This is a genomic window from Rahnella sp. CFA14(1/10) (assembly GCF_004195095.1).
GTDB lineage: Bacteria > Pseudomonadota > Gammaproteobacteria > Enterobacterales > Enterobacteriaceae > Rahnella > Rahnella perminowiae.
In genome coordinates this window covers 127,939-140,232 of sequence record NZ_SEWS01000007.1, presented here as the reverse complement: position 1 = coordinate 140,232, position 12,294 = coordinate 127,939, and the positions used below count along the sequence as shown (strand labels likewise).

11 protein-coding genes, 1 tRNA gene and 3 pseudogenes are annotated in these 12,294 nt (G+C 47.5%); 11 read left to right on the top strand and 4 right to left on the bottom strand.

Annotated features, from left to right (window positions below; genetic code table 11):
• Positions 1-68: 68 nt before the first annotated feature.
• Complete coding sequence (locus EVX52_RS15320) at positions 69-257, bottom strand: hypothetical protein (RefSeq protein WP_129954461.1); 189 nt, start codon at positions 255-257, stop codon at positions 69-71.
• A 212-nt stretch (positions 258-469) separates the two neighbouring features.
• On the opposite strand from EVX52_RS15320, the gene EVX52_RS15315 reads away from it, so the two are divergent.
• From EVX52_RS15315 to EVX52_RS15275, 9 genes and pseudogenes are all read left to right on the top strand, one after another.
• Positions 470-961, top strand: a complete 492-nt coding sequence (locus EVX52_RS15315) for an Hcp family type VI secretion system effector (protein ID WP_129954463.1) — start codon at positions 470-472, stop codon at positions 959-961.
• A gap of 12 nt (positions 962-973) precedes the next feature.
• On the top strand, positions 974-1,330 hold the full coding sequence (locus tag EVX52_RS15310) for a tlde1 domain-containing protein (protein ID WP_129991656.1): 357 nt from the start codon (positions 974-976) through the stop codon (positions 1,328-1,330).
• A complete protein-coding gene (locus EVX52_RS15305; RefSeq protein WP_129954467.1) occupies positions 1,327-1,833 on the top strand; it encodes a hypothetical protein in 507 nt (168 codons plus the stop codon). Before EVX52_RS15310 ends, EVX52_RS15305 begins: the two co-directional genes overlap by 4 nt.
• Positions 1,834-1,898: 65 nt before the next feature.
• A complete protein-coding gene (locus tag EVX52_RS15300) occupies positions 1,899-2,162 on the top strand; it encodes a hypothetical protein (protein WP_129954469.1) in 264 nt (87 codons plus the stop codon).
• Between the two features lie 443 nt (positions 2,163-2,605).
• Positions 2,606-2,755: pseudogene (locus EVX52_RS25590) on the top strand (hypothetical protein); the annotation flags it as partial.
• A 72-nt stretch (positions 2,756-2,827) separates the two neighbouring features.
• A pseudogene (locus EVX52_RS25310) lies at positions 2,828-2,977 on the top strand (phage late control D family protein); the annotation flags it as partial.
• 250 nt (positions 2,978-3,227) lie between these two features.
• Positions 3,228-5,207 carry an alkyl/aryl-sulfatase gene (locus tag EVX52_RS15285; protein ID WP_129991613.1) on the top strand — a complete coding sequence of 660 codons (1,980 nt, stop codon included), beginning with the start codon at positions 3,228-3,230 and terminating at the stop codon, positions 5,205-5,207.
• A 54-nt stretch (positions 5,208-5,261) separates the two neighbouring features.
• Positions 5,262-6,044: a hypothetical protein gene (locus EVX52_RS15280; RefSeq protein ID WP_129954473.1), complete on the top strand. Its 783-nt coding sequence runs from the start codon at positions 5,262-5,264 to the stop codon at positions 6,042-6,044.
• Between the two features lie 186 nt (positions 6,045-6,230).
• Positions 6,231-6,451: pseudogene (locus EVX52_RS15275) on the top strand (ogr/Delta-like zinc finger family protein).
• A 207-nt stretch (positions 6,452-6,658) separates the two neighbouring features.
• Here EVX52_RS15275 and EVX52_RS15270 read toward each other — a convergent pair.
• Positions 6,659-6,735 (bottom strand) — tRNA-Ile (locus tag EVX52_RS15270).
• Positions 6,736-6,877: 142 nt separating this feature from the next.
• Between EVX52_RS15270 and mug the strand changes: the two genes are divergently transcribed.
• Positions 6,878-7,381 carry a G/U mismatch-specific DNA glycosylase gene (gene mug / locus EVX52_RS15265; protein WP_129954475.1) on the top strand — a complete coding sequence of 168 codons (504 nt, stop codon included), beginning with the start codon at positions 6,878-6,880 and terminating at the stop codon, positions 7,379-7,381.
• 276 nt (positions 7,382-7,657) lie between these two features.
• Positions 7,658-8,293: a hypothetical protein gene (locus EVX52_RS25385; protein WP_205952668.1), complete on the top strand. Its 636-nt coding sequence runs from the start codon at positions 7,658-7,660 to the stop codon at positions 8,291-8,293.
• Between the two features lie 103 nt (positions 8,294-8,396).
• On the opposite strand, the gene rpoD is transcribed toward EVX52_RS25385, so the two are convergent.
• Together rpoD and dnaG are read right to left on the bottom strand one after the other, a co-directional pair.
• A complete protein-coding gene (gene rpoD, locus EVX52_RS15255; RefSeq protein ID WP_129954477.1) occupies positions 8,397-10,235 on the bottom strand; it encodes an RNA polymerase sigma factor RpoD in 1,839 nt (612 codons plus the stop codon).
• Between the two features lie 294 nt (positions 10,236-10,529).
• Positions 10,530-12,278: a DNA primase gene (dnaG, locus tag EVX52_RS15250; protein ID WP_129954479.1), complete on the bottom strand. Its 1,749-nt coding sequence runs from the start codon at positions 12,276-12,278 to the stop codon at positions 10,530-10,532.
• Between the last annotated feature and the right edge of the window lie 16 nt (positions 12,279-12,294).

Sequence of the window (12,294 nt, the reverse complement as noted above, 5' to 3'; positions counted from 1 at the left end):
CCTTTCTGGATCATGCAAATACATGCAGGTAATGCATGCATAGCCCCTCAAAGAGCTATGCACCGAAATCAATGGATTTTGCCCGCACCGTTTACATCAAAGATAATGGCAAGTAACCCCTCTTTTGCGGTTACGGCCATTTCCGCAATCCAAATGGCAACCATCTCACGTTCATCATGATCGCAATCTGTAGATGTGGCTAATTTGGCAATTAACGCGAACCTCTCCAACAATGCAGCCGTTTGTAAGCCTTCCATTCCCACCTCATTTAACTGAGTATTTATACAGTGTTCTAGGTTTTTTCTGATATGATTTCCATATATTTCTGAATGTTATGCATAGCAATAATCTACCACCTGAATGCTTTGCTGGCAAAATAGACAATCCCTGCCTTGCGGTAAAAGTCCATATTGTTCAAGGGTTTTTTTGGGTGTATGTTTTCCCTACAAAACATAAGGAGTTGTTAACAATGGCTATACCAGCGTATTTATGGTTGAAGGATGACGGTGGAGCAGATATTAAAGGTTCTGTCGAGGTCCGGGGACGTGAGGGAAGTATTGAGATAGTAGGTTTTACGCATGACGTTTCAATCCCCAATGACAACAATACTGGTAAGCCAACGGGCACCAGAATTCATGCACCGTTTACTTTCGATAAGGAAATTGATTCATCGACCCCCTATATCTATAAAGCTTTATGCACCGGGCAGACGCTCAAATCCGCTGAAATCAAATACTACCGTATCAATGATGCTGGGCAGGAAGTGGAATATTTTAATACTCTTTTAGAAAACGTAAAAATTATTGGGATTATACCAATGATGCACGATATTCAATCTGCGTATGGCGAAAAAATAAACCACATCGAATACGTTGAATTGAGATATGAAAAAATCACGTGGAAGTATTTGGATGGGAACATTCAACATTCTGATAGCTGGAACGAACGCGCTACTGCATAAGGAGATGTGAAAATGGTTTGGACATACAAACAAAGTACCGGCGAAATGTTCCACGATGGTGTGCTTGTTGGACAAGGTTATTCCGGCGTTTTGACTAACAAAAACAACCCTGACCGCCAACATGTTAGAGGAATGGGACCTCTCCCACGTGGGACTTATCGAATTGGATCCACGACTGCGTCTAAAGGCCCAATGACCATAGAACTTCACCAAACATCTGGCGATTCTTTTGGCAGGAGCCTATTTCGAATTCATGGTGAAAGAACGCACGGGCCATCAGGTTTCGCATCTGAGGGCTGTATTATCCTGCCGCCATCAGTGCGTCACCAAATCCGAGGGTCGTCTGAATCTCTTGAGGTAGTCAGATGAGGGTTTTTGCTGCACTTTTATTGTTTCCTGTGATGGCTTTTGCTGCGGTTACTCCGCAAAAATTACGCAGTGAAATCCGAAAATATGGCGAAACTGAATTCTCTGAAAAAATATCATCCGATGATTGGAAAACCGCACTTGATAATATTGCCAGCGGTCAAAATGATTGGATATTTTTAGCACCGGATTTAGCGCCGGTGATCAATCAGCAACAGGCAGAACAGCTCTCCGAAGCACTTTATTATGCTATTGCCCCAAATGTTAAAGAGACATTGAACACTCTCGCCATACTCGATAAGCACAAATATAAGCATCAGCAAGGAAGCGTTCTATCCTGTGTTTCCCCGTTAAATAAGTCTAAAGAAGAAGTGATGCGTATTTATAATGAAACACGTCTGGCATTGCTAGATGTTCCTGGAGTTGAATCCGCAACCTGTCTATGGTCACTGGAAGGATGGATGGAACAGGTTAAACAGGAAGATGCCTCAAAAACCAATAAGTAGTCTATGGCAGAAGAACATGCCTTAAATCGTGTCCTTTATTGAGGAATTATTAAGATTATGGTTGGATGAAGTGGGTTAAGTTTTTTTTTGCGGCCTTAGGCTATCTGATTGCGTTCTTCGTATTGACGGTCATCTTTAGCCAGGTGATTGACAACTTCATCACTGAGGGCGCAATGCACCACTTTGCATGGTTCTTTGGTATCTACGATGCAGAGGGAATATTAGACCTATACCTAAATATAGCGATGAGTGTTTCAGCCTTGCTTGCTGTAGGAGTAATTTATTTATTTCACTTACACATCCGGCTGCAGTTAAAAGCTTCAGATTGAAATACTCAGTAAATGAACTAAAACGCCCACCAGGGCATTTCTTTTAGCTAAACTCCGGCCAATCCTCAACCATTCCGAAATGTAATTCTGTATCACCTATTTTCAAGGTAGCCCCGCTGCTTAATACCTCCTACTCCCAGCGCGCAGCAGTGATTTTGCTTTTCATCAATTCTCGCTCAATTTCAGGCAAACGTGCCCGTTCTTCTGTCGTCAATCTCGCCGATGGAGCAACATCCCGGGCTTTCGTTGGGTCAAAACTTCGCTGTAACTTACTCACCTTCGGTGTTTCTTCCCTTATACGCGCCACAATCGCCCTCACGGCGGCTGTGTCTGTCCAGTCAATAACTCGCAGGTTGTCAGAATTGGACGCTGTAGCAGTGCTCCCAGCCTGGCCACCGGTGCTGTGGATCAAAGACATTCTCGTTAACACGGTGCTGGCCAATATGTATCTGGCGGCGGCCAGCGGCGCAATGCTGCGGATGTTGGCCTGGGGCGTAAACCTCACGGCCAAACCGGCGACGGCGGCAAAGGGTGCCATTCATTTTTACAAAGAAGATGCCCGCCATGCGGGCACCGTGGCGGCGGGTACGGTCATTCAGACCAAGCGCATTAACGGCGTGACCTACGCGGTCACGGTGGATGCAGACACCACGCTGGCGGCGGGGCTGTCCGGCTTTAAATCCGTGATCGACGCGCAGCACTAGATAATCAGCAAGGTGACGCACAGCCTGGGCGGCAGTGGCTTTGTGACGACGTTGAATCTGGAGGTATTGCTGTCAGATGTGAGTTATGAGGCTGCGGAAAGCAATGATTAGTAAAAAGAATGTAACTCTTATTTATCTGAAATTTTAAATGATACTTACTTCTATTTCGGTTAGAAAAGTTTTTATATCTAAATAGTTGTATGTTTTTTATGTCAAAAAATTGCTAAATGTAAGTTCGCGATTATTCTTAAAACGAGTCATGAAAATTTAGTCCGCAATCGTTATATCCCGCGTGAGGTATATCGAGTGCGGATTATTGAACAAGCCCCATATGGGGATGATTACTTTTTGAGGATAAGGAATGAAACTTAAATTGATAGTCAAAAGCCTTGCTCTGGCAGGCTTACTTTCATCAACCACACTCACACCACTCTTTGCACAAGAAGCCCCAAAAGATGCGACGGCGGCCACCAAACAAACTAATGACGCACTTTATAATCAGCTTCCTTTCTCCGATAACACCGATTTTACCAACGCACATAAAGGGTTTATTGCTGCTTTGCCGACGGATGTGATCAAAGGCGCACAGGGGAATGTCGTCTGGGATCCGCAGAAATATGCATTCATCAAAGAAGGGGATAAGGCGCCTGATAGTGTCAATCCAAGCCTCTGGCGGCAGTCACAGTTAATCAATATCAGCGGTCTGTTTGAAGTCACGGATGGCGTTTATCAGATACGTAATCTCGATTTGTCCAACATGACCATTATCGAGGGTAAAGAAGGTATTACGGTGGTTGACCCGTTAGTGTCGGCAGAACCCGCCAAAGTGGGCATGGATTTGTATTATAAGAATCGCGGGCAAAAACCTGTTGTCGCAGTGATCTATACACACAGCCACGTTGACCACTATGGCGGCGTGCGTGGTGTGGTTGACGAAGCGGATGTGAAATCCGGTAAAGTAAAAATTTATGCCCCTGCCGGATTTATGGATGAAGCCGTATCCGAGAATATCATGGCCGGTAATGTCATGAGTCGCCGTGCGAGTTATATGTACGGTAACCTGCTGAAACCAGATGCAAAAGGGCAGGTAGGTGCGGGGCTGGGAACCACCACATCGGCGGGAACAGTTACACTAATCGCACCAACCAACTACGTTACTAAAACGGGTCAGAAAGAAACGATTGATGGCCTGACCTACGATTTCATGATGGCTCCTGGTTCTGAAGCCCCTTCGGAAATGCTGTGGTATATCGAGGAGAAAAAACTCATCGAAGCAGCAGAAGATATCACGCATACCTTGCATAACACCTACTCGCTTCGTGGTGCCAAAATCCGCGATCCGCTGGCATGGTCAAAATATATCAACGACGCCATTAATCGCTGGGGTGATAAAGCAGAAATCATCATGGCTCAGCACCACTGGCCGACGTGGGGTAAAGATAACGTCGTTAATCTGATGAAAAGTCAGCGAGACATGTACCGTTACATCAACGATCAGACACTACGCCTGGCGAACACCGGCCTGACGCGTGATGAAATTGCGGCGAACTTTAAACTTCCTGACGGTCTGGCTAAAACATGGGCGAGCCGTGGCTATTACGGTTCTGTGAGTCATGACGTTAAAGCTACCTACGTGCTTTATCTCGGCTGGTTTGACGGCAACCCTGCAACACTGGATGAACTGCCACCAGAAGAAGCGGCGAAGAAATTTGTCGATTACATGGGCGGTGCGGATAACATCCTGAAAAAGGCCAAAGAGGATTACGATCAGGGGAATTACCGCTGGGTTGCTCAGGTCGTGAGTAAAGTGGTCTTTGCTGATCCGAAGAATGAGGCTGCCCGTAATCTCGAAGCTGACGCACTGGAACAATTGGGCTATCAGGCTGAGTCAGGGCCATGGCGTAACTTCTATCTTACCGGCGCGCAGGAATTGCGTAATGGCGTACAGAAACTGCCAACGCCGAATACAGCAAGCCCGGATACGGTAAAAGCCATGTCACCGGAAATGTTCTTTGATTACCTCGGTGTTCACATTAATGGCGAGAAAGCAGCGAATGCAAAAGCCGTGTTTAACGTTGATTTGGGCAGTGACGGCGGCAAGTACAAACTGGAGCTGGAAAACGGTGTCCTGAATCATACTGCTGACGCAGAGGCAAAAGATGCTGATGCAACTATTGTCCTGAACCGCGATACCCTCAATAAAATCATCCTGAAAGAAGAAACACTGAAACAAGCTGAAGATAAAGGCGACGTGAAAGTGACCGGCAACGGTGCAAAACTGGATGAAATGCTGGGCTATATGGATAAGTTTGAATTCTGGTTCAATATCGTCACACCATAAACCAAGCTCCCCTGTGGTGTCTTCACCGCAGGGGAGCTAATTTCAGGTGGTCTTATGCGTAGGATATTAATACCCTCACTTTTAAGCCTCACTTCGGGTTATGCCCTTGCTGCCGAAGAGCATGGGGCGGATGCTGCGCAGGCGAATAACCCCTTAGCCAATATGACTGCATTCAACATGCAGAACTATTATATTGGTGACGTCAGCGGCACGGATAAAGATGCTAACCAGTTCTGGTTTCGTTATGCACAGCCGTTTTCTCTTGGAGAAAGTAATTGGCTGCTGCGTGGTTCTTTGCCCATCAATACTTACCCATCCCCTCCTGATGGCGGCCACAAAACCGGCACCGGTGACCTTAACCTTTTCGCTTCATGGTTGATCGACACGGGTAACCCTGCTGTCAGCTTTGGCTTTGGCCCACAAATTACAGCGCCCACTGCGAGCGATGATTCACTGGGTACGGAAAAGTGGTCTGCGGGTCTGGTTAACGTGCTGTTTGACGCCAGTTCGCCGAAGTTTCAATACGGGTACCTGGCTTCCTGGCAGCATAGTTTTGCCGGAAAAGATGATCGCAGCGATATTCATCTCGGAACATTTCAGCCATTTCTCTTCTATCAGTTAGGGGGCGGTACTTATCTTCGTGCGGCACCTATATGGGCTTATAACTTCCAGAACGACAGTTATAGCGTGCCTATGGGGCTGGGGATTGGGCAGGTCATCAAGCAGGAAAAAACCGTCTACAACTTTTTTATCGAACCACAGGGCTCAGTAGCTGATCATGGGCCTGGTCAGCCCAGGTGGCAAATTTTTGCTGGACTGAACTTACAGTTTCTTTAGCTTGTCTGTACAACGGAAATTTAAAGGCGGAGGACTGACATTGTCGCTTGGGTAGGAATCCCCTTATATTTTTACTCTTTGAGTCTAATAAATTGAATGTGTAAATCACTGGAATGTCAGATGTATGTTTTGCGGGATAATATACAATGATTTCATATGATTAAAAATGATTACATGGTGATTGAAATGATGCGCTGCCCGAGATGCCAAACGCCACCCACGCCCGTTCAAGCCGTTACCTGAGCGCGAACACTAAAGAGCGTTATCATCAATGTCAGAATATTAATTGCAGCTGCACGTTCAAAATCCATGAGTCGCTCGCTGACATCATTGTGGAGCCGGGAACAGTTCACGCCGTTCAACTGCATCCAGATAAACATCAGCAGCAGTCCTTCCAGATGCACTGAAAACACATTTCAACAGAAGCTCGCGAATGCGGTTTTTTTATGGAGAACAAATTGAGGTGCGCAGGTTGGAGGTGGATATCAACAATTCAGGGTCAAAACCACGAGGCAGATTTTTTCTGGTGAGGCAATTTTGAGGCAATGATATTGAGAAAAGAAAAAGCCATCTTCTGATAGGTGGCTTAATTATATGATTTTAAAGATAAAATTTGGTGGCCCTTGCTGGACTTGAACCAGCGACCAAGCGATTATGAGTCGCGTGCTCTAACCAACTGAGCTAAAGGGCCGAGGTGCAGGATTATACGGTAAACTCTGCTTACAGGTCTATATGTGTTCGGTCTGTATGCGCGTTTTGTGCACAGTTTTAGTCTGTTGTGTTCACAGCTTTTTTTACCTATAACTCAGGTAAATACATCTTAAGGGATAATAATGATTACAGATATTATTGCCACGGATCTTTCTGTTGTGTTTTGCGGCATCAATCCCGGCCTGTCCACTGCTCATCATGGTTTCCATTTCGCTAATTCCAATAACCGTTTCTGGAAAGTTATCTATCAGGCTGGTTTTACCAGGCGTTTACTGAAGCCTGAAGAAGAACAGCATTTGCTGGATACCAGGTGCGGGATCACGATGCTGGTGGAACGTCCGACCGTTGAAGCAACGGAGTTGGTTCGCGATGAATTGCGGGAAGGGGGCGCAGCGCTGACGGCGAAAATTGAGCACTATCAGCCGCGTGCGCTGGCTGTTTTAGGTAAACAGGCATTCAGCAAAGCATTTGGTATCAGCAAAGTTAACTGGGGGCGTCAGACGCTGAAAATCGGTGACACAGAAGTCTGGGTGTTGCCTAACCCAAGCGGTCTGAACCGGGCGACGCTGGATGAGCTGGTATCGGCATACCGTGAACTATTCTTATCAATACAAACCACAGCATAACGCTATGGCCTCTCCCTCTTATCCCCTCTGATATAAAATATCAATATGTCGGTATTTTTTAAAAATAATCTTGTTTTTGGCTATTTTTACGAACCATTTCACTATTAAAGCAGCTTTATTCTCTCCCGGTTCCTCATGAATACATTTGGATATTTAATGTAAGAGGAATGCTTCCCCCGTGTGAATACGCTCAACTGAACTAAAACTTATTCCATCGCCTCATTCGGGGTGAGCAGCAAAGCAGTCGGGCAATGTGATTCTTCAGGAGCAGGAGATATGGCTAATGTTGAAACAGAAGAAAGACAGGAGAATCTGGAGGAATGGTTCGAATTATTTTCAGGACTACCGCTCCGGCATTCGGAAAGAGAAGCAAGACTAATCAACTTTTGTGAAAAGAACCGTGTCAGCATTATGTCGGTGATGCCCTGGATAGCGTCGGAGTTTGCTGAACACGGGGGATTTTCCGGATTATTTCATTTTATTCATCTCCACGGAGGGAGAAAAATATATATGCCCAAAGAGGCGGAGAAGTTTCATCAGATCTACGGGATTAATATTCCGCAAAATAAATATAACAGAATTTATAAAAAAATTGATTCTTCTGGATATCTGGATACGCCATCCAACTGGGGTGTGTTTATCGCTATTCGCCGGGCAGCAATGCAGGTGGCGATGAAAGAAGATATTCCGGCAAAACTACTCACACAAACTTATAAAGGGAATGTCTATATTGATGCCTGCGAATCTGCAGATAATACGGAGGATCTGCTTAGCTTCGCCGAAACGTTTTATCTGGATTTTCATGCAGATCATCAGACATCAAAAGTATTGGGTATTACCGGTGTGAGTCAGGGGATGATTCCCTTACCTGACGACTCAAAATGGATTGAAGTGGATCCGGAACTCAGTTAGCAGAAAATGGAAGTAATGATGACTTCAGTAAGATGCAAATGAAAAAGCCCCGCCGTTTCCAGGGAAAGGCGGGGCTTTTTATTGGCTGACAGCCTGAGAACGATTAATCGTCCAGGAAGCTGCGCAGCACTTCGGAGCGGCTTGGGTGGCGCAGTTTACGCAACGCTTTCGCTTCGATCTGACGGATACGTTCACGGGTAACGTCGAACTGTTTGCCCACTTCTTCCAGCGTGTGGTCAGTGTTCATATCGATACCGAAACGCATACGCAGAACTTTCGCTTCACGTGCGGTCAGGCCAGCCAGAACGTCATGTGTTGCAGAACGCAGGCTTTCAGACGTTGCAGAATCCAGTGGCAGCTCGAGGGTAGTATCCTCGATGAAATCGCCCAGATGCGAATCTTCATCGTCGCCGATTGGCGTTTCCATGGAGATTGGCTCTTTCGCAATTTTCAGCACTTTGCGGATCTTATCTTCCGGCATCAGCATACGTTCAGCCAGCTCTTCCGGCGTTGGTTCACGGCCCATCTCTTGCAGCATCTGACGGGAAATACGGTTGAGCTTGTTGATGGTCTCAATCATATGTACCGGGATACGGATGGTACGCGCCTGGTCGGCGATGGAGCGGGTGATAGCCTGACGGATCCACCAGGTCGCATAAGTTGAGAACTTATAACCACGGCGATATTCAAACTTATCAACGGCTTTCATCAGGCCGATGTTACCTTCCTGGATCAGGTCAAGGAATTGCAGACCACGGTTGGTGTATTTCTTCGCGATAGAAATAACCAGACGTAAGTTTGCTTCAACCATCTCTTTTTTCGCGCGACGGGCTTTCGCTTCGCCGATCGACATGCGACGGTTGATATCTTTAACCTGTTCGATAGTCAGGCCAGTCTCTTCTTCGATCTGACGCAGTTTCATCAGACCGCGCTGCACGTCTTCGGTGACTTCTTTCAGCTTTTCAGACCAGGGTTTACCCATTGCCAGAGCTGCATCAAACCAGGTATCACTGGTTTCGTTACCGGCGAACAAATTGACGAAGTTTTTCTTCGGCATTTTGCACTGCTCAACGCACACTTTCATGATCAGACGTTCCTGCATGCGGACGCGATCCATCATGGAACGCATGCTGTTGACCAGGAAGTCGAACTGTTTTGGCACTAAACGGAACTGTTTGAACACATCGGACAGCTTCAGGATTTCTTCTGCTGCGCTCTTGTGGCTACGGCCGTTTTTCTTGATGACCAGACGCGTTGCTTCATGCTGTTCACGCAGTTCGGTGAACTTCTGGCGAGCCAGTTCCGGATCGATGCTGTTGTCGTCTTCAGCGTCGTCGTCTTCATCTTCGTCTTCGTCGTCGTCATCCTGCTCTTCAGTGGTCAGTTCAGAACCCACATGAGTTGCCGTTGGCGCGATTTCTTCTTCAGCGTTCGGGTCAACAAAACCGGTAATCAGATCAGACAGACGAACTTCGCCTGCTTCCACACGGTCATATTGCTCTAACAAATAAGTGATAGCTTCAGGATATTCGGCAACGGAGCACTGAACCTGATTGATACCGTCTTCGATACGTTTGGCGATGTCGATTTCGCCTTCACGGGTCAGCAATTCAACGGTACCCATTTCGCGCATGTACATACGCACAGGGTCGGTGGTACGGCCAATTTCTGATTCAACGCTGGAAAGTACCTGCGCCGCCGCTTCTGCAGCGTCTTCGTCGGTATCAGGACGGTTTTCGGCCAGCATTAAATCATCGGCGTCCGGTGCTTCTTCAAGTACCTGGATGCCCATGTCGTTAATCATCTGGATGATGTCTTCGATCTGGTCGGAATCGACGATATCTTCCGGCAGATGGTCATTGACCTCAGCATAGGTCAGATAGCCTTGCTCCTTACCACGGGTGACAAGTAGCTTAAGCTGTGACTGCGGGTTTTGCTCCATAAGACGGTATCCACACTTCAGAGTATTTGGGTTGGTGTCGGTCGGATAACATCGCCAACAATAACGTTAGGGGCGTTTATTGTGCCGCGGCCCACCAGGGCGGCTCTGCGCAGGGCCGTGCCCCGCTTTTTATCGGCACTTAAGCCGTTTTTTCGGTTTTACCCGTCGTACTTCGCGTTGCAGATGCGTTGGCTGCTCTTATCGCCCGCGGTATAAACTCATCGGGACTCTTCGTTTGCTGCCTTTCAGTAACGCGAATTACTTGGGGTAATTATATGTTTTTGTTATAAAAGCTTAACTTTTTCTCGCTAATACCTGATTCAGGGAACTGACTTCGGTCCGTTCCTCGGGACTCAGGCCGTGCGTCCTGGCTTTTGCAATCAATGTTTCAAGCCGCTGCTCCAAAATCGAGTCATACAGGCTGGCTAGCGTGGCACGAAATTCCTCTTCGACCATGTCCTCTACGATCATGTGGTTCCATGTCGCCAGAGTTTCAAGCTGTTGGTAGAACTTATTGTCGCGATAAAGTTCCAGTAACTGGCCGGTTGTCAGCCCCGGTTGGGCTAAGCAAGTGGTCACTAACTCGCTGAACAGATCCAGTCCTGGTTGCTTCGCTTGCTCCAAACCTTGCAGTGAGGGTATAAGTGTAGCCAGTTGTGGATTTTGTACCAGTAACCCTATAAGTATACGCATGGTTGTGCGTTTTAGCTGGGGCGCCTGATAGACATTGCTACTTTCTGCCTGTTTAGGCATCAGCTTTTCCAGCTGGCTGTCATCCAAAATACCGAGCTTATTCCCTAACTGTTGGCGCAAATACATCCGTAACGTTTCACCGGGAACCTGGCGTATCAGCGGCAATGCCAGCATGCTCAATTTGGTGCGCCCGTCAGGGCTGCTCAAATCTACCTGCGGCAACAGCGAATCAAACAGGAAAGTGGAAAGCGGCATAGCCTGTTCCATTCGTTGTTCGAACGCTTCTTTACCTTCTTTACGCACCAGCGTGTCCGGATCTTCGCCGTCGGGTAAAAACATAAAACGCAGCTGGCGACCATCATTGAGATACGGTAATGCCGTTTCCAGAGCGCGCCATGCGGCTTCACGTCCCGCGCGGTCACCGTCGTAACAGCAAACCACATTATCTGTGCTGCGGAACATCAGCTGAATATGATCAGCGGTTGTGGATGTGCCCAATGAGGCAACGGCGTAATCAATGCCGAACTGCGCCAGCGCGACGACATCCATATACCCTTCAACCACCAGTAAACGCGGCGGCGTAGGATGCTTTAACTGCGCTTCATACAGGCCATACAACTGACGGCCTTTATGGAAAATTTCGGTTTCCGGTGAGTTCAGATATTTCGGCGTACCGTCACCGAGAACCCTGCCACCAAAGGCAATCACGCGGCCACGTTTATCGCGGATAGGGAACATCACCCGTTCGCGGAAACGATCATAACTGCGGCCATTGTCATTAGTGACCAACATACCGGCATCAATCAGAGACGCTTTATCATCGGCATTTTTACCGAAACGCTTTAATGCGTTGTCCCAACCCGGTGGGGCGAAACCAATGGCGAAATGGCTGATGACGTCTTCACTTAAACCGCGCCGGGCCAGGTATTCCCGTGCGGGAGCTCCTGCAGGCTGTTTAAGTGACTGCTGATAGAACTCGCTAAGCGGTGCCATCAACTGGTAGAGGCTTTGACGCTGATGACGCTCCATCTGGCTCGGACCGGTGCCTGCTTCGTACGGCACTTCCAAACCCTGCATTGTCGCCAGTTCCTCAATGCTTTCGACAAACTCAAGCCTGTCATAGTTCATCAGGAAATCGACGGCGTTGCCGTGGGCACCACAGCCGAAACAGTGATAAAACTGCTTATCGCCATTTACGGTAAATGAGGGTGTTTTCTCATGGTGGAAAGGGCAGCACGCGTGATAGTTTTTACCTTGTTTCTTGAGCTTTACCCGGGCGTCGATCAGATCGACGATATCGATGCGAGCCAGCAAGTCATTGATAAATACGCGCGGAATTCTCCCAGCCATAAGCCCCTTACTCACT

Excerpts from the sequence above, each read along its gene's own strand:
- EVX52_RS15320 (WP_129954461.1), bottom strand. The coding sequence starts at position 257 with ATGGAAGGCTTACAAACGGCTGCATTGTTGGAGAGGTTCGCGTTAATT.
- EVX52_RS15315 (WP_129954463.1), top strand. The coding sequence starts at position 470 with ATGGCTATACCAGCGTATTTATGGTTGAAGGATGACGGTGGAGCAGAT.
- EVX52_RS15310 (WP_129991656.1), top strand. The coding sequence starts at position 974 with ATGGTTTGGACATACAAACAAAGTACCGGCGAAATGTTCCACGATGGT.
- EVX52_RS15305 (WP_129954467.1), top strand. The coding sequence starts at position 1,327 with ATGAGGGTTTTTGCTGCACTTTTATTGTTTCCTGTGATGGCTTTTGCT.
- EVX52_RS15300 (WP_129954469.1), top strand. The coding sequence starts at position 1,899 with ATGAAGTGGGTTAAGTTTTTTTTTGCGGCCTTAGGCTATCTGATTGCG.
- EVX52_RS15285 (WP_129991613.1), top strand. The coding sequence starts at position 3,228 with ATGAAACTTAAATTGATAGTCAAAAGCCTTGCTCTGGCAGGCTTACTT.
- EVX52_RS15280 (WP_129954473.1), top strand. The coding sequence starts at position 5,262 with ATGCGTAGGATATTAATACCCTCACTTTTAAGCCTCACTTCGGGTTAT.
- mug (WP_129954475.1), top strand. The coding sequence starts at position 6,878 with ATGATTACAGATATTATTGCCACGGATCTTTCTGTTGTGTTTTGCGGC.
- EVX52_RS25385 (WP_205952668.1), top strand. The coding sequence starts at position 7,658 with ATGGCTAATGTTGAAACAGAAGAAAGACAGGAGAATCTGGAGGAATGG.
- rpoD (WP_129954477.1), bottom strand. The coding sequence starts at position 10,235 with ATGGAGCAAAACCCGCAGTCACAGCTTAAGCTACTTGTCACCCGTGGT.
- dnaG (WP_129954479.1), bottom strand. The coding sequence starts at position 12,278 with ATGGCTGGGAGAATTCCGCGCGTATTTATCAATGACTTGCTGGCTCGC.